The sequence below is a fragment of the Actinomadura sp. 3N407 genome (genome assembly GCF_052245875.1).
Lineage (GTDB): Bacteria > Actinomycetota > Actinomycetes > Streptosporangiales > Streptosporangiaceae > Spirillospora.
This window is the reverse complement of the sequence record NZ_JBQQBP010000003.1, coordinates 617,512-633,252: the sequence shown is the minus strand read 5'-3', so window position 1 is coordinate 633,252 and position 15,741 is coordinate 617,512. Positions and strand designations below refer to the sequence as shown.

Genomic DNA, 15,741 nt, shown 5'->3' with positions numbered 1-15,741 from the left:
GTTGAGATGTTCGGTGGTTTTGGCGAGGGGGAAACACCCGGTCCCATCCCGAACCCGGAAGTTAAGCCCTTCAGCGCCGATGGTACTGCACGGGAGACTGTGTGGGAGAGTAGGACGCCGCCGGACTCATATTGCAGGAAGGCCCCGCCGTCACCGGCGGGGCCTTTCTCATTTCACCGGCCCCCAGATGTATCGGATGTCGGGCTCGTTTTCCTCGTTGCGGTGTCCATCGGTCCACTCGACGGCGACGAAGCCATGCCGCTCGTAGAAACGTCGCGCCGGCCCGTTGACTTGGAATGTCCACAACCGCAGGCCGTCGGGACGTTGCCGCTTCGCAAGGTGCATGAGCTGGTCGCCAATGCCCCGGCCGCGCCACTGAGGGTCAAGATAGAGCTGTTCCAGCTCGCTGCGTCCGAGGACGAGTAGTCCGACGACCCGGACGTCGGTGACCGCGACCCAGCTCTCGTGCGCTGGGACGACCACGCGTGTGAACCACTCCCTGACCTCGACGTCGTCATGGAGAAGCTGCACGGTCGGCAACGCGGTGGTGAATGAACGTAGCCAAACGTCGGCCATTTCGACCGCGTCCGAGTCACCGGCACGGCGAATGACGACCTGTTCACTGCCCATAGCCGTGATTCTCACAGGCAACGGCTCATGATGCATCGGGGTTTACGCAACACCCGGTGCATGGTCGGGGCGGCTACCTCGGCTGTGCCGGCAAGGCAACGTCCTACCGAGCCTCGTGGGTTTCTCGGCCGGTGAGGGCGAGTGAGCGAAGCTGAAGTGCGGAGCCGCCGGGGCCGCCTTCGTGTGGATGGCCGGCCGTGTTGTGCAGGGTCAGAGGTCGTGGCGCAGGCGGTCGGCCCGTTCGATGACCTTCGTCAGGACGCGGTGTGCAACCGCAAGATCGTCCGGGGGGAGGCCGTCGTAGAGCTGGGCGGCGGTGCCCTGGACCGCGGTCGTCAGCCGGGTATGCAGGTCTTCGCCTTGGGGGGTCAGCGTCACCGGGTTTCCGCCGGTGATCATTTCCTGCTGCTCCAGGTCGTCGAGCAGCCGGTCGGCGGCGGCCTCGTCGAGGCCGAGCTGCCGCTGGTCGCAAAGGTGGTCGCGCAGTGCCGTCCGGTCGGCCCACGGGCCTCGGACGGCCACCACCCGCAGGGCGATGTGCTGGTTCGAGGTGCTGCCGGTGCCGTGAAGTATCTGTTCGTGCAGTTTGCGGACGGCGCCGTGCGCCTCGGAGATGTCCTGTCCGGTCAGTACGGGATTCTCGGTCATGCGTTCGCTCTCCTCGGAAGGATCGAGCAGGGCTTGCAGGGTCCGGACGAGTTCTCGGTTGCGGGGGCCGGCGCTGCCGCCGATCGGTGCGGTGAGTTCGTCCTGGAGGGCGCGGACGACGGTCATGGCCTCACCGATGGCCGCTGTGCCCTTGTCGGTGAGGGTGAGTCGCAGGGCTCGCGGGTCGTCGGGATGTTGGTCCCGGACGACCATTTCGGCGCTCTCCAGTGCGCGGATGAGTTTGGAGACATAGATCGGTTCGAGCCCGGCGAAGTCGGCGAGCTCGCGCTGGCTGGGCCGGGTTCCCGACCGGGAGAGGCCGTACAGCGAGCCGAGCAGCGTGTACTGGGCGTGCGTGAGGCCGAGCGGTGCGACGGCGCGGTCCACCGCGGCCCGCCACCGGGTGGTGACCTGCCACAGCAGCCGTCCGGTGGCGGCGTCATCCAGCGTCATCCCTCATACTCTACTTGGAAACAATGGCCATGGAAACTATCGTGCCGCGATCGAGAATGAGTGGTGGTCTCGTCCCGGTCATGTGGAGAAGGGCTCGCTCGGCGGGGTTGTCTCCAGGCTCCGCAGGAGGGAGTCGACGGCGGTCAGGTCGTTCTCGCTGAAGACCTGGATGCCCGCGCGTTCGAGGAGCGCGGTCGTGATGCCGTCCCCGGCGACGGACGTACCCGTGAAGGTGCCGTCGTAGATGCGGTGGCTGCCGCAGGATGGGCTGCCCTCTTTGAGGAGGGCGATACGGGCGCCGGAGCGCCGGGCGGCAGCGAGGGCCAGTTCGGCGCCGCGCAGGAACTCGGCCGTCACGTCCTCGCCCGAGTCCGTGCGGACCTTGGCCGTCCCGTCGAGGACGGCGTGTCCATCGCCGCCGACGATCTCGGCGGGAGGGCGGGGGACGGCCAGGCCGCCCGACACCTCGGGGCAGAACGGGACGAGGCGACCCTCGGTGCGCCAGCGTTCGAAGAGGCCGCCGGCCACCGGCCTGGCCGCGCCGTCGTAGCGGACGGGGCGGCCCACCAGGCAAGAGCTGACCAGGATGCGTTCCACGTCCTCCAGCCTATGTGGGGGCGCGACTGCCGACGCGGGTCGCGACGGGAGCAGGAGTCTCAAGAGTGAGACGGAGGATCGCCCAGGTGAGAACTGCCGACGCCGACCAGGTGCCGCTGGCCGGCGGACGACGCTTCGGGGCGGAAGGAGCGCTTACGTCGGGACTCTGGCGGCAACGGAGTACCTGCACGATCCGCATGACCCCGTACCCACTGTGGGCGGCGCCGTCGTGATGACCGGCGGCCCTGATGTCGGGCTGGGTCACAGCCGGGGGCGGGGGATGAACGGGGGATGTGGTGAACGCCATGAGGGGAGTGCGGCGCTGCCCGCCCTCGACCGACCTGGCGGAGTCGCGAACTCGACGGCGCCCTGGCTCACCTACATCTCGTCATGAGGCAGCGGATCGCGTCTAGCTTCGCCTGGCGTATCGAATGATTCTTCTGTCTCAACGGATCTGATGCCGTGCCATATCCCCTGACCTGCGACGACGATCGGTTGAGGCGCGCAGTCGAGCCGGATCTCGGTTGATCTGGTCCACCGCAAACGAATCGAGCCGGTGACTTGAGACGGGGGCCGGTTCGCCCGGGACGGGACATGACATTGATCAATTGCCAACGAAGATTGATGATGAGTGGGTTCGCGCCATCGAAGTTCGAGTGGCCCGGCGTTTTGGTTCGTCAGGGGGCGGGGGGACTCGCGGATGCGTACGCGGACTTGGATCTCGGGGCGTTCGACCTGGGCGTATAGCAAGAGGGCGGACAGGTTCGGTGGTCGCTCGCGGCTTGCCGTGGTGTCCACTGCTCTGCGCCGCCGCGCTGCCGCCGGCCCGCTCGCCATCGCCATCGTGCTCGTGGTGGCTGCCGGGGCCGGGTGCGATGCCATCGGGGGCTCGGGCTCGTCCGCATCGACCGAGGGCGGCGAGACGCCCCGCCGGGTCGAGAGCAAGGCGCCGAACCCGCCACCGGGACTGCCCGCGGCCTTCACCGCCGGCCAGCGGCTCGACTGGTCGGCCTGCCCGGCACCGTCCGCGGCGCAGGGCGGCGGTGACGCCCCGGGCGAGGGCTGGGAGTGCGCCACGATGAAGGCGCCGTTGGACTACCGGCGGCCCGGCCGCGGCACGATCGACGTCGCCATGATCCGGAAAAGGGCCACCGGACCGGAGCGGAAGCGGATCGGATCGCTCCTCCTCAACTTCGGCGGCCCCGGGGAGTCCGGCGTCGTGGGGCTCCCCAGGTACGCGGGCGACTACGATCCGCTGAACGAGCGCTACGACCTGGTCAGCTTCGATCCGCGAGGTGTCGGTGGGACCGCCCCCGTGAGATGCGGGAAGAAGACGTTCGAGGGCGGCGACGCCTGCGAGAAGCACTCCGGCCGGCTCCTGCCGTACGTCGGGACCTCGCAGACGGCGCGCGACCTGGACCTGATGCGCTATCTCCTCGGTGACGAAGAGCTGAACTACTTCGGAGTTTCCTACGGCACCAGACTGGGCGGCGTTTACGCCCATCTGTTCCCGAAGAACGTGGGCAGACTCGTGCTCGAAGCCCCCGTCGACCCGACGCTGAACCGCCTGCAGCAAGACCTCCGCCAGGTCAGGGCCGTCCAGCTCGCCTTCGACCGATTCGCCGAACACTGCGCGAGCGCCTACGGCGACTGCCCCACTGGCAGCGACCCCGAGCAGGCCGGCCAACGCGTCATCGAGATGCTGGACAAACTCGAGAACGAGCCCGCACCCACGAACGGCGACAAGAGACTCGACGAAAGTCTCGCGGCCCACGCCATCGCGAACTACCTGGACCTCGGCAAAGAAGGCTGGGGGCCGCTGGTGGATGCGCTCAACGAGGTCATGGATCGGGGCACCGGCAGCAAGTTGCTGGAGAGGGGGTACGACCACGGCGCTCGGATCAGCGCCGGAGCCGACGCCGGGGGCGGCGTCAACGCTCGCAGCAAGCCCCCGGGCGGCAACGGCACGTCCGCCTTTGTCGCGATCACCTGCGCCGACTCCAACCTGCGCCTCGGCTTCACCAGGGTCAAGGAAATGATCAGGCGCTTGAAGGCGGCCTCGCCCGTCTTCGGCGAGGCCTGGTTCAGCGGCCTCTACCTCTGCTACGACTGGCCGTTCGAAGGCGAGAGCGCCACTCCCGACGTCAGCGCGGACGGCGCTCGTCCGATCCTCGTCGTCGCCAACACCGGCGACCCGACGACGCCGTACGCGGGCGCCAGGCGCATGGCGGACGAGCTGGGCGAGGATGTCGGCGTCCTGCTGACAGTGCGGGCCGAGGGCCACGGGTCCTACCCCCAGAACCGCTGCGCGGCCAGGGCCGTCAACGCGTACCTTCTCGACGGCACGATCCCCGGTACCGGCTGTTGATCGTGATCCGGTGTCCCGTCATGCGGTGATGTCTTGCGTCCCGCGGGGCTCCGGCGAATAGTGGGGGCATCCCCCGTCTGCAGGAGCCCGGCATGGTCCTCATCGGCCGTCCACTTCCCGAGGCGACCCGCACGCGCCGCCCCCGCGGCCCGGCCCTGGTGTCCTGGCTGACCACCACCGACCACAAGGTGATCGGGTATCTGTATCTGGTCACGTCGTTCGTCTTCTTCCTGCTGGCCGGCCTGATGGCCATGGTGATCCGCGGTGAGCTGGCGGAGCCCGGCTCGCAGTTCGTGAGCAACGAGCAGTACAACCAGATGTTCACGATGCACGGCACGATCATGCTGCTGATGTTCGCGACGCCGCTGTTCGTCGGGTTCGCGAACGTGATCATGCCGTTGCAGATCGGGTCGCCGGACGTGGCGTTCCCGCGGATGAACATGCTGAGCTACTGGCTGTTCCTGTTCGGCGGGCTGATCCTGATGGCCTCGTTCGTCTCGCCGGGCGGTGCCGCGAGCTTCGGCTGGACGGGGTACACGCCGCTCAGCAGCGAGCTCCGGACGCCCGGCGTCGGCGCCGACATGTGGATCATGGGGTTGGCGCTGTCGGGGTTCGGGACGATTCTCGGCGGCGTCAACTTCATCACGACCATCATCGGGATGCGCGCCCCCGGAATGACGATGTTCCGGATGCCGATCTTCACCTGGAACGTCTTCTTCACGAGCCTGCTGGTGCTGATGGCGTTCCCCGTCCTCGCCGCCGCGCTGCTCGCGCTGGAGGCGGACCGGCGGCTCGGCGCGCACATCTTCGACCCGGCGAACGGCGGGGCGCTGATGTGGCAGCACCTGTTCTGGTTCTTCGGGCATCCCGAGGTCTACATCATCGCGCTGCCGTTCTTCGGCATCGTCACCGAGGTCATTCCCGTCTTCAGCCGCAAGCCGCTGTTCGGCTACTTCGGGATGGTCGGCGCCACGATGATGATCGCGGGACTGTCAATGGCGGTGTGGGCGCATCACATGTTCACGACCGGCCGGGTCCTGCTGCCGTTCTTCTCGTTCATGTCGTTCCTGATCGCGGTGCCGACGGGTGTGAAGTTCTTCAACTGGGTCGGGACGATGTGGCGGGGGAGTCTCAGTTTCGAGACGCCGATGCTGTTCTCCGTCGGGTTCCTCGTGACGTTCCTGTTCGGCGGCCTGACCGGTGTCATCCTGGCTTCACCGCCGCTGGACTTCCAGGTCCAGGACTCCTATTTCGTGGTGGCGCACTTCCATTACGTCGTCTTCGGGACGGTCGTGTTCGCGATGTTCGCGGGCTTCTACTTCTGGTGGCCGAAGATGACGGGGAGGCTGCTGCACGAGGGATGGGGAAAGGTCCACTTCTGGACGCTGTTCGTGGGCTTCCACACGACGTTCCTCGTCCAGCACTGGCTCGGCGCCGAGGGCATGCCGCGACGCTACGCCGACTACCCCGAGGAGTTCCTGGCGCTGAACCGGGTGTCCAGTGCCGGTGCGCTCCTGCTGGGCGTGTCGACGCTGTTCTTCCTCTACAACGTCTACCGGACGGTCCGGCACACCGCCCCGGTGGACGCCGACGATCCCTGGGGGTACGGCAATTCGCTGGAATGGGCCACGTCCAGCCCACCGCCGAGGCACAACTTCAAGTCGATCCCGCAGATCCGCTCTGAACGCCCGGCGTTCGACCTGCATTACCCCAAGCTCCGCCAACTCGAGGCGGAGAACAGACCCGGCCGGTAGGCGGCCCGGTGGTCACTTTCCCGAGCGGATGCGGTCGACGGCTATCTGGGCGACGCGGACGGCGGCGCCCGGGTTGAGGCGGACGCCGCGCCAGGCGATGCGGCCGTGGGCGGGGGCGACGATGAGGGCCTGGTTCCTGCCGACGCCGCGCATGATGTCGCGGGCCAGTTTCTCGGCCGTGTAGAGGCGGGGGGACGCCTTGGCGATGTCGCCGGTGGCGTCTCCGCTCAGCGGGGTCTCGGGCAGGTCCGGGTTGACGTTGTGGAGCAGCGGGGTGTCGACGAAGCTCGGGCACACGACGCTGACCTTGACGCCGCGTCCGGCGGCCTCGGCGCGCAGGCCGAGGGACAGGCCCACGACGGCGTGCTTCGTGGCGGTGTAGGGGATGCCGATCGGCATCGGGACGAGGCCGGCGAGCGAGGCGGTGTTGACGATGTGCCCGCGGCCCTGATCCAGCATGATCGGGTAGGCGGCGTGGACGCCGTGCACGACGCCCTTGAGGTTGATGTCGATCGCGCGGTTCCAGTGGTCGAGGGTGAGTTCCTCGGCCAGGCCGCCGACGGCGATGCCGGCGTTGTTGAACACCAGGTCGAGCCGTCCGTGGTCGGCCTTCACGCCCTTGTACAGGTCGGCGACGGCGTCGGCGTCGGTGACGTCGAGATGCGCGGAGGCCGCCTTGCCCGTGCCGAGGGTGTTGAGCTTGTCGGCGACCTTCTGCGCACCCTCTGCGTTGATGTCGGTGACCACGACGGTGTCGCCGCGCGCCACCAGGGACGTGGCGATCGCACGGCCGATGCCGGATGCGCCTCCGGTCACGATCGCGATGCTCATTGCGCGCTCCGCTCGATGCTCGATACCGGCGTGCTCGACGCCGGAACCGCGGGTCTGGGCCGGACGGCCGAACCCGCGGCCACTAATTGGATTTCGTGTTCAATTGCGCGGGATTCTACGGGGTGCGGGGACCCCGCCGATACACGTCCCGCCTACAAAACCGGGCTCATCGCCTCGTCCCGCCGCTCGGCGTCGTCCCGCCGCCCGATCTGGAAGTCGGCCGGGTCGAGCCTGCGGGTCCGCAGCCAGAAGGCGACGGTGGACGCCGGCCACGCCGCCCGGTTGACGCCGCTGCGGTCCAGGTACCAGCTGTCGCAGCCCCCGGCCACCCACACGGCGCCCGCGGACCTGCGCTGCACCCACGAGTTGAACGAGTCCTGGACGGACGGCCGCACGGAGATCCGCGTGCCGCCGGCGCCGTCCAGCATCGCCAGGCATTGCAGGACGTACCGGACCTGCGCCTCGATCATGAAGATCATCGAGTTGTGGCCGAGGCCGGAGTTGGGGCCGAGCAGCAGGAACAGGTTCGGGAAGCCCGCCACCGCGACGCCGAGATGCGCCTCGATGCCGTCCTTCCACGCGTCCTGGATCCGCAGCCCGTTCCGCCCGACGATGTGCGCGCCGTCGAACGCGTCGGTCACGTGGAAGCCGGTCCCGAAGATGATCGCGTCGACCTCGTGCTCGCGTCCGTCCCGGGTGACGATCGAGTGCTCACGGACCTCCGCGATGCCGTCGGTGGCCAGTTCCACGTCGGGCCGCATCAGCGCCGGATAGTAGTCGCTGGACACCAGCGTCCGCTTGCAGCCCATCGTGTAGTCCGGGGTGAGCTTGCGGCGCAGGTCGCGGTCCGGTACCTGGCGGGCGAGATGCCACCGCGCGAGCGAACTGGCCGCCTTCAGCAGCCTGGGGTTCTTGAAGCCGAGGACGAAGCTCTCCTGCATCAGGTAGACGCCGTTGCGGTAGCCGCGCTGGACGAGCGGGACGCGGCGGAACAGCGCCCGCTCCAGCCCGGTGATCCGGCGGTCGGGCTTCGGGATGATCCACGGCGGCGTCCGCTGGAACACCGTCAGATGCCCGACCCGCCCGGCGATCTGCGGGACGAACTGGATCGCGGACGCGCCCGTGCCGATCACGGCGACGCGCTTGCCGGTCAGGTCGTAGGAGTGGTCCCACTGGGCGGAGTGGAACGTCCTCCCCGCGAACGAGGCCAGGCCGGGCAGGTCGGGGATGCTGGGCTGGTGCAGCGGCCCCATCCCGGCGACGAGCGCCCGTCCCCGGACGGTCTCGCCGTCGCCGGCGGTCACCTCCCAGGTGTCGGTGGCGTCGTCGTACTCGGTCCCGGTCACCTCGGTGTTGAACCGGATGTGCTGCGCCAGGTCGTACTTGTCGACGATGTCCTTGATGTACTGCAGGAGCTCCGCCTGCTTCGGGAACATCCGCGACCAGTCGTTCTTCGGCTCGAACGAGTAGGAGTACAGCAGCGACATGATGTCGCACGCGCACCCCGGGTAGGTGTTCTCCCGCCACGTCCCGCCGACCTCGTCCGCCTTCTCCAGGATGACGAAGTCGTGGACGCCGGCCCTCTTCAGCCCGATCGCCATGCCGAGCCCGGAGAAGCCCGTCCCGATGATGACGACCTTGTACGGGCCGCCCGGCCCCGCCGCGGGCGTGACCACGGCGGGACCGGCCTCCACGCCGGCGTGCGCGTCGGCCTTCGCGTCGGCCATGCTCAGGCCGCCTTGGGGGCCTTGACTTCGCGGCGCCGCTTCGGCTCGTCCCAGATGCCGAACGCCTTCCACACCTGCTTGCCGACCGGGCCGATCACGCCGAGTTCGGCCATCAGGTCACGGATCTTGCCGACCGAGTTGGAGATCTCCGCCTGCGCCGCCTCGTTCTTGTACGCCTGCCGGACGACGTCCTTCGGGATGCCGAAGTGCCGCACCATCGGCCCGGGAGGGGACAGCATGATCCGCGCCATCACGCCGAGGACGACGGGCGTCGCGATGCCGAGGACCCGGCGGCGCAGCGGGTTCATGTTCGGCACCCGGTGCTTGAGGTAGTGCCGGGCGAACGAGATGTGCCGGGCCTCCTCCGCGATGTGGATCTTCATGATGGTCTCTTCGAGCGGGTGCTTGATGTGCCCGCCCTTGAGGGACTTGCGCTGGACGTAGTCGATCGGGTCCTCGCCGCCGAGCACGAACACGAAGAACATCTCGGTGCTGACCAGCGGGATCCACGGGGCGGCCTGCGCGATGAAGCTGAGCGACCGCGGCATGCCGCGGATCGGCATCTTCGTCCGGTTCACGAACTCCTGGAACATCATGCCGTGATGACATTCCTCGGTCGTCTCGTGGTAGACGTACCGGAACTCCGGCCGGCCGTTCGGCAGCCGGTAGGCGTAGTTGAGCAGCCCGCGCTTCAGCAGGTTCTCGAACTGCAGGCCGATCTTCATGGCGGTGGCGACGCGCCACAGCCCGATCTGCGCCTGGATCTCCGGCGGCTGCTCCTGGTACCAGGCCGTCTCGCCGAGCCGGTCGAACGGCGGCAGCACCCAGCGGGGGTCGTTCTTGTCGACCTTGAACTCCGCGTCGTCCCACGGGATGTCGACGTAGGCCTCCCAGTGCTTGTCCACCGACGCCTTGTTCAGGCGGTCGATGACGCCCAGGTACGACTTCTTGTCCTTGACCTGCTCGCGGACCTCGTCGGCGAGCTCGGTGGGGGCTTTCGGCATGTCGGTCGCTCCCTCGGGGGTCGTGCTGTCGGACGGGGCCGACGGTGCTACAGGGGTGGAATCGGGATCTGGTGGGGTTTCAGGGCCTGGTCGCGGTGCGCGTCTCGGTGGCGTCCGCGTCCGCCGGTTCGGGGCCGGCCTCTTCGGGGCGCGGGGTTTCGGACCCGGTCTCGGTCACCGGGCCGGGGGCGGTTGTGGGCATGGGGGCGCGGGTGGGTGTTCCCTGCTCCGGGACGATCAGCCGCGCGACGTCCTTGACCTGGCGCAGCACGGCGGCCTGGTGGCCCTCGGCGTCGTCGTCCAGAGCGTTCTGGACGGACAGCCCGACGAACATCGCGTACAGGCCGCGCAGCATCGTCGGGACGAAGTCGGCGGGCAGCGTGTTCTCCGGGAACAGCTTCTCGAACGTCTCCAGGATGACCTGGAGGATCCGCTCGTTGAGGTCGCGGCACAGGGGGCGCAGCTCGTCGTCGGTGCGGGCCGCCACCGCCAGTTCCATGAGGGCCTTGGCCGGACGGCCGCGGAACACCTCCCAGAGCAGGTCGAGCGCGCCCGACACGTTGCGCCGTTCGGCCGGCAGTACCGCGAACGCGGTCTCGTACGCCAGCCGCTGCGCTTCCAGCAGATGCTCCAGCGCGGCGGCGACCAGCACCATCTTGGTCGGATAGTGGTGCTGCTGCGCCCCGCGGGACACGCCGGCGCGGCGCGCCACCTCGGTGGTGGACGTCCCGGACCAGCCGAGGTCCACCAGGCACTCCATGGTGGCCTCCAGGAGGCTGGCCTGCGTGCGCGACCGGCGTTCCTGCTGCGTACGGCGGCTGGAGGATCCGCGCCGGTGACGTCGGCGACTGCTTACTGACACGTCTCCGACGGTACGAGCGAACAAACAAGCAATCAAGCCTGCATGTATGTTGGCCGCATCACAGTTGGACAACGAGTCGAACTACTGCGGTGGACGTAGACGGCGAGCCCGAAGTGCCCCCAGAGGAGCAGTGGCGGAGCCTCTCCTGACCCGACGACGGACGCCATGACTCGCCGCGACGATCCCGGCATGGGAAACGCAGCAGAAGCAAGGCGAACGGTCAACGAGGACCCGGGCACGGCGCAGGGCGGCGCCCGCACGGTCCACCTCACCAAGGTGTACGGGTCCGGTGCCATGGCGGTACGCGCACTCGACGACGTCAGCGTCGTGCTCCCCCAAGGACGGTTCACCGCGATCATGGGTCCGTCCGGCGCCGGCAAGTCCACGCTGATGCACTGCGTGGCGGGCCTGGAGGACGCGACGTCCGGCAAGGTCTACGTCGGCGAGGACGAGCTCGGGGCGCTGTCGGACCGGCGCCTGACCCGGCTCAGGCGCGAGCGGATCGGGTTCGTGTTCCAGGCGTTCAACCTGCTCCCGACGCTCACCGCACGCGACAACATCCTCCTGCCGATGACGCTGGCCGGCACGACCCCGGACCAGGAGTGGCTGAACACGGTCATCCGCGTCCTGAAGCTGGGCGACCGGCTCACGCACCGCCCGTCCGAGATGTCGGGCGGGCAGCAGCAGAGGGTGGCGCTGGCGCGCGCGCTCGTCACCCGCCCGCAGATCGTGTTCGCGGACGAGCCGACCGGCAACCTCGACTCCCGCACCGGCGCCGAGGTGCTGGACCTGCTCCGCAACGCCGTCGACAGCCTGGGCCAGACGGTCGCGATGGTCACCCACGACCCGGTCGCCGCGGGACACGCCGACTCGGTCGTGTTCCTCGCCGACGGCCGGATCGTCGACGTCATGGACGCGCCCACACCCGACCGGGTGCTGGACCGCATGCGAGGACTGGGGGACCACCGATGATCGGGCTCGTCTTCAAAGAACTGTGGGGACGCAAACGCCGCATGGTCGGCTCCCTGGCGGCGGTCTTCCTCGGCGTGACGTTCCTGACCGGAACGCTCGTGCTCGGCGACACCCTCGCGGGAAGCATCGACGGGTACTTCTCCAACGCGTACGGCAAGACCGACGTCAGCGTGCGGAACTCCACGAAGGTCAGCGACGAGCCCTGGGGCTCCCGTGGGCAGATCGACGCGTCCGTCCTCGGCAAGGTCCGGCAGGTGGACGGCGTCGCGAACGCCGAACCCGTCATCGAAGGGTCGGGGCAGCTGCTCGCCAAGGACGGCACGGTCGTCCAGTCGCGCGGCCCCCGCATGGCCGGCAACTGGATGACCGACCCGAAGCTCAACCCGTACCGGCTCGCGGAAGGCCGGGCGCCCCGCGCGCCGAACGAGGTCGTCATCAACAAGATGTTCGCCGACGAAGGCAACCTGAACGTCGGGGACCGGACGGCGGTGCTCACCCCCGAACGGGTCCCCGTGACCGTCGTCGGCATCAGCATGTTCGGTGAGGAGGAGGCCTTCGGCGAGACGTCGTTCACGGCGTTCACACTCGAAGACGCCCGCAAGTACGTCGCGAAGACGCCCGACCGCATCAGCGGCGTCTCCATCAGCGCGGAGGACGGCGTCAGCCCGGACGAGCTGGCGTCCGGCGTGCAGAACGTCCTGCCCGCCGGAACCGAGGCCGTCACGAACGAGGCGCAGGTCGAGGAGGGCATGAGCGAGGTCGAGAGCGGCTTCCTCACCATCTTCCGCACCGTCCTCGGCGCGTTCGGCGCGGTCGCGCTGCTCGTCGCCGCGTTCAGCATCCACAACACGTTCGCGATCACGATGGCGCAGCGGACCCGCGAGTCGGCGCTGCTGCGCGCGCTCGGCGCCGGACGCCGCCAGGTCGTCACCATCGTCGGCTTCGAGGCCCTGGTGATCGGCGGCGCCGCCACCCTCGCCGGGCTCGCCGGCGGGCTGGGGTTCGCGGCCCTGCTCCGGCTGCTGTTCACCGAGTTCCGGATCGGCATCGCCATGGAGGGACTCACGGTGTCCGCGACCTCCCTCATGATCGCGGTGCCGGTGGGGATGCTCGTCACGCTCATCGCGGCGCTCGGTCCCGCGGTGAAGGCGTCCAGGGTGCCGCCGCTGGCCGCGCTGCGCGAGGTCTCCGCCGGGACCGCCGGGCCGTCCGACACCCGCGTCATCGTCGGCGGCGTCTTCGCCGCCGTCGCGATCGGGACCGTCGTGTTCGGAGCCGTCACCGAGCAGATGGCGATGGCGGGAGCGGGCGCCATCGTGGCCGTCATCGCGATGGTCGCGCTCGGGCCCGTCGCCGCCCGCCCGGTCGCCAGGCTCCTCGGCGGGCCCGCGGCGCGGCTGCGCGGCGTCCCCGGCACGCTCGCCCGCGACAACGCGTCCCGCAGCCCGCAGCGAACCGCCGGCGCGGCGACCGCCCTGATGATCGGCGTCGGCGTCGTCACGCTGATGACGGTGTTCATCGGGTCGCTCGGCGCGTCCCTGGAGAACAGCGTCGCCGGGTCGTTCAAGGGCCGGATCGTCGTCAACTCCGGCGGCAACGAGACCGGCGGGTTCAGCACCGCGCTCGTCCGGGACGCCGCGGAGCTGCCGCAGGTCGGCGAGGTCGCGGGCGTCGGCAACGGCAGCCTGCGCGTGGACGGCGACCCGTCGACGGTCAGCGTGGCCGACCCGTCCGCCCTCAGCAGGGTCCTCGACCTGGACGTCACCCAGGGCGGCCTGTCCGGCGCCGGCACGTTCGCCGTGTCGAAGAGCGTCGCCGACGACAAGGGGTGGAGCACCGGTTCCCAGGTGGGCGTCACGTTTGCCGACGGCGCCTCACAACGCCTCACCGTCGGCGCCGTCTACGAGAACACCGACCTGACCGGCGACTACCTCGTGCCGCGCACCGTGTGGAACGCGCACACCAGGCAATCCCTGGACAACGCCGCGTTCGTCGAACTGGCGCCCGGCGCGTCGGAAGCGGACGCACGGCAGGCCCTCACCGCGCTCGCCAAGCCGTACGGCGCTCCGGAGGTCCAGACGCGCGACGACTACGTCTCCGCCCAGACCGAGGAGATGGCGGGCTTCATCACCGTCGTCTACGGGATGCTCATCCTCGCCATCATCATCGCGCTGATGGGCATCGCGAACACGCTGTCGCTGTCGGTCCACGAGCGGACCCGCGAGCTGGGGCTGCTGCGCGCGGTCGGCGGGACCCGCCCGCAGATCAGGTCGATGGTCCGCTGGGAATCGGTCATCGTCGCGCTGTTCGGCACCGGCGGCGGGCTCGGCCTCGGAGTGTTCCTCGGCTGGGGCCTCGGCACCGCCCTCGGCAACCCGTTCGCACCCGGCGCCGTCCAGCTCGCGGTCATCGCGATGGTCGGCGCGGTGGCGGGCGCGCTCGCCGCGATCCGCCCGGCCCGGCGCGCGGCGCGGCTGGCGATCCTTTCCGCGATCTCCACGCCGTGACGCCACCGGATCCCGTCCCCCCGCCGCCACGCGGGGGGACGGCCCTTTCCCCGCCCGGCACCTTCCGGGCCTAGCCGCTTTGCGGCCCGGCAGCTTTGCGGCCGGGCCGCTTCCCGGCCCGGCCACATTCGCGGGGGCGGCCGTCGATATGGTATGTCCATGCAGGTCAACCAGTCGGGCAAGCTCACCAACGTCTGTTACGACATCCGCGGGCCGGTGCTCAAGCGCGCCAAGCAGCTGGAGGCCGAGGGGAACAACATCCTGAAGCTGCACATCGGCAACCCGGCCCCGTTCGGGTTCGAGGCCCCGCCCGAACTCCTCCACGACATGATCCGCAACCTGCCGGAGGCGCACGGCTACAGCGACTCCAAGGGCATCCTGCCCGCCCGCCGCGCCGTCGTGCAGCGCATGGAGGACGACGGCGTCTCCGGCGTCGACGTGGAGGACGTCTACCTCGGCAACGGCGTCTCCGAGCTGATCGTGATGACCCTGCAGGCGCTCCTCAACGACGGCGACGAGGTGCTCATCCCGGCCCCCGACTACCCGCTGTGGACGGCGTCGGTCTCCCTGTGCGGCGGCACGCCCGTCCACTACCTGTGCGACGAGGACGCCGGCTGGGAGCCCAGCGTCGAGGACATCGAATCGAAGATCGGCGACCGCACCAGGGCGATCGTCATCATCAACCCGAACAACCCGACCGGCGCCGTCTACTCGCGCGAGGTGCTGACGCGCGTCGTCGAGGTCGCCCGCCGCCGCAACCTCATCATCTTCGCCGACGAGATCTACGACCGGATCCTGTACGACGACGCCGAGCACATCCCCATCGCGTCGCTGACCACGGACCTGCTGTGCCTCACCTTCGGCGGCCTCTCGAAGAACTACCGGGTCGCCGGGTTCCGCGCCGGCTGGGTCGCGCTGTCCGGCCCGAAGGGACACGCCGAGTCCTACATCGAGGGCATCGACATCCTCGCCAACATGCGGCTCTGCCCCAACGTCCCCGGCCAGCACGCCATCCAGGCCGCCCTGGGCGGCTACCAGAGCATCGACGACCTCGTCCTGCCGACCGGCCGCCTCGGCGAGCAGCGCGACCGCGCCTGGAAACTGCTGAACGACCTGCCCGGCGTGACCTGCGTCCGCCCCATGGGCGCCCTGTACGTCTTCCCGCGCCTCGACCCCGGGATGTATCCCGTCGAGGACGACATGCGCTTCGCCCTCGACCTCCTCGAACAGCAGAAACTCCTCGTCGTCCAGGGGACCGGCTTCAACTGGCCGTCCACCGACCACTTCCGCGTCGTCACCCTCCAGTACGCCGACGACCTCGAAGAGGCCGTGGGCCGCATAGGGGAGTTCCTCCACACCTACCGCCGCTGAAGCCGCCCCGGGACGTG

The 15,741-nt window shown here is 69.3% G+C and carries 12 protein-coding genes and 1 rRNA gene; 6 read left to right on the top strand and 7 right to left on the bottom strand.

From position 1 onward, the window contains the following. Window positions 1–9: 9 nt before the first annotated feature. A 5S ribosomal RNA gene (rrf, locus tag ACTWPP_RS10665) occupies window positions 10–126 on the top strand. A gap of 42 nt (window positions 127–168) precedes the next feature. Here rrf and ACTWPP_RS10660 read toward each other — a convergent pair. From ACTWPP_RS10660 to ACTWPP_RS10650, 3 genes are all read right to left on the bottom strand, one after another. Beyond that, a complete protein-coding gene (locus ACTWPP_RS10660; protein WP_443103992.1) occupies window positions 169–630 on the bottom strand; it encodes a GNAT family N-acetyltransferase in 462 nt (153 codons plus the stop codon). Between the two features lie 210 nt (window positions 631–840). Next, window positions 841–1,731: a MarR family winged helix-turn-helix transcriptional regulator gene (locus ACTWPP_RS10655; protein WP_443103991.1), complete on the bottom strand. Its 891-nt coding sequence runs from the start codon at window positions 1,729–1,731 to the stop codon at window positions 841–843. 78 nt (window positions 1,732–1,809) lie between these two features. Further along, window positions 1,810–2,328 (bottom strand): DUF523 domain-containing protein, encoded by a 519-nt coding sequence (locus ACTWPP_RS10650; RefSeq protein ID WP_443103990.1) that lies wholly within the window; start codon window positions 2,326–2,328, stop codon window positions 1,810–1,812. A 790-nt stretch (window positions 2,329–3,118) separates the two neighbouring features. Here ACTWPP_RS10650 and ACTWPP_RS10645 point away from each other — a divergent pair. Then, the gene (locus ACTWPP_RS10645; RefSeq protein ID WP_443103989.1) at window positions 3,119–4,696 is read left to right on the top strand and encodes an alpha/beta hydrolase; all 1,578 of its coding nucleotides are present in this window, start codon (window positions 3,119–3,121) and stop codon (window positions 4,694–4,696) included. A gap of 92 nt (window positions 4,697–4,788) precedes the next feature. After that, on the top strand, window positions 4,789–6,450 hold the full coding sequence (gene ctaD / locus ACTWPP_RS10640) for an aa3-type cytochrome oxidase subunit I (RefSeq protein WP_443103988.1): 1,662 nt from the start codon (window positions 4,789–4,791) through the stop codon (window positions 6,448–6,450). A gap of 12 nt (window positions 6,451–6,462) precedes the next feature. Here the strand turns inward: ctaD and ACTWPP_RS10635 are convergent, their stop codons facing one another. The 4 genes from ACTWPP_RS10635 to ACTWPP_RS10620 form a co-directional block, all read right to left on the bottom strand. Continuing rightward, entirely contained in the window at window positions 6,463–7,281 is an 819-nt protein-coding gene (locus ACTWPP_RS10635) for an SDR family NAD(P)-dependent oxidoreductase (RefSeq protein WP_443103987.1), read from the bottom strand. A 152-nt stretch (window positions 7,282–7,433) separates the two neighbouring features. Next, window positions 7,434–9,008, bottom strand: a complete 1,575-nt coding sequence (locus ACTWPP_RS10630) for a flavin-containing monooxygenase (protein ID WP_443103986.1) — start codon at window positions 9,006–9,008, stop codon at window positions 7,434–7,436. 2 nt (window positions 9,009–9,010) lie between these two features. Beyond that, the gene (locus ACTWPP_RS10625; protein ID WP_443103985.1) at window positions 9,011–10,012 is read right to left on the bottom strand and encodes an AurF N-oxygenase family protein; all 1,002 of its coding nucleotides are present in this window, start codon (window positions 10,010–10,012) and stop codon (window positions 9,011–9,013) included. A 79-nt stretch (window positions 10,013–10,091) separates the two neighbouring features. Continuing rightward, complete coding sequence (locus ACTWPP_RS10620; protein ID WP_443103984.1) at window positions 10,092–10,874, bottom strand: TetR/AcrR family transcriptional regulator; 783 nt, start codon at window positions 10,872–10,874, stop codon at window positions 10,092–10,094. A gap of 189 nt (window positions 10,875–11,063) precedes the next feature. On the opposite strand from ACTWPP_RS10620, the gene ACTWPP_RS10615 reads away from it, so the two are divergent. The 3 genes from ACTWPP_RS10615 to ACTWPP_RS10605 all read left to right on the top strand — a co-directional run bounded on the left by ACTWPP_RS10615 (window position 11,064) and on the right by ACTWPP_RS10605 (window position 15,724). Beyond that, window positions 11,064–11,846, top strand: a complete 783-nt coding sequence (locus tag ACTWPP_RS10615) for an ABC transporter ATP-binding protein (RefSeq protein WP_443103983.1) — start codon at window positions 11,064–11,066, stop codon at window positions 11,844–11,846. Beyond that, the gene (locus ACTWPP_RS10610; RefSeq protein WP_443103982.1) at window positions 11,843–14,353 is read left to right on the top strand and encodes an ABC transporter permease; all 2,511 of its coding nucleotides are present in this window, start codon (window positions 11,843–11,845) and stop codon (window positions 14,351–14,353) included. The genes ACTWPP_RS10615 and ACTWPP_RS10610 overlap by 4 nt, the downstream gene beginning before the upstream one ends. 159 nt (window positions 14,354–14,512) lie before the next feature. Then, window positions 14,513–15,724, top strand: a complete 1,212-nt coding sequence (locus ACTWPP_RS10605) for a pyridoxal phosphate-dependent aminotransferase (RefSeq protein WP_443103981.1) — start codon at window positions 14,513–14,515, stop codon at window positions 15,722–15,724. The last annotated feature ends 17 nt before the right edge of the window (window positions 15,725–15,741 follow it).

Bases quoted from the DNA above. Each gene is read 5' to 3' on its own strand.
- ACTWPP_RS10625 (WP_443103985.1), bottom strand. From the start codon at position 10,012: ATGCCGAAAGCCCCCACCGAGCTCGCCGACGAGGTCCGCGAGCAGGTC.
- ACTWPP_RS10655 (WP_443103991.1), bottom strand. From the start codon at position 1,731: ATGACGCTGGATGACGCCGCCACCGGACGGCTGCTGTGGCAGGTCACC.
- ctaD (WP_443103988.1), top strand. From the start codon at position 4,789: ATGGTCCTCATCGGCCGTCCACTTCCCGAGGCGACCCGCACGCGCCGC.
- ACTWPP_RS10605 (WP_443103981.1), top strand. From the start codon at position 14,513: ATGCAGGTCAACCAGTCGGGCAAGCTCACCAACGTCTGTTACGACATC.
- ACTWPP_RS10660 (WP_443103992.1), bottom strand. From the start codon at position 630: ATGGGCAGTGAACAGGTCGTCATTCGCCGTGCCGGTGACTCGGACGCG.
- ACTWPP_RS10635 (WP_443103987.1), bottom strand. From the start codon at position 7,281: ATGAGCATCGCGATCGTGACCGGAGGCGCATCCGGCATCGGCCGTGCG.
- ACTWPP_RS10630 (WP_443103986.1), bottom strand. From the start codon at position 9,008: ATGGCCGACGCGAAGGCCGACGCGCACGCCGGCGTGGAGGCCGGTCCC.
- ACTWPP_RS10615 (WP_443103983.1), top strand. From the start codon at position 11,064: ATGGGAAACGCAGCAGAAGCAAGGCGAACGGTCAACGAGGACCCGGGC.
- ACTWPP_RS10610 (WP_443103982.1), top strand. From the start codon at position 11,843: ATGATCGGGCTCGTCTTCAAAGAACTGTGGGGACGCAAACGCCGCATG.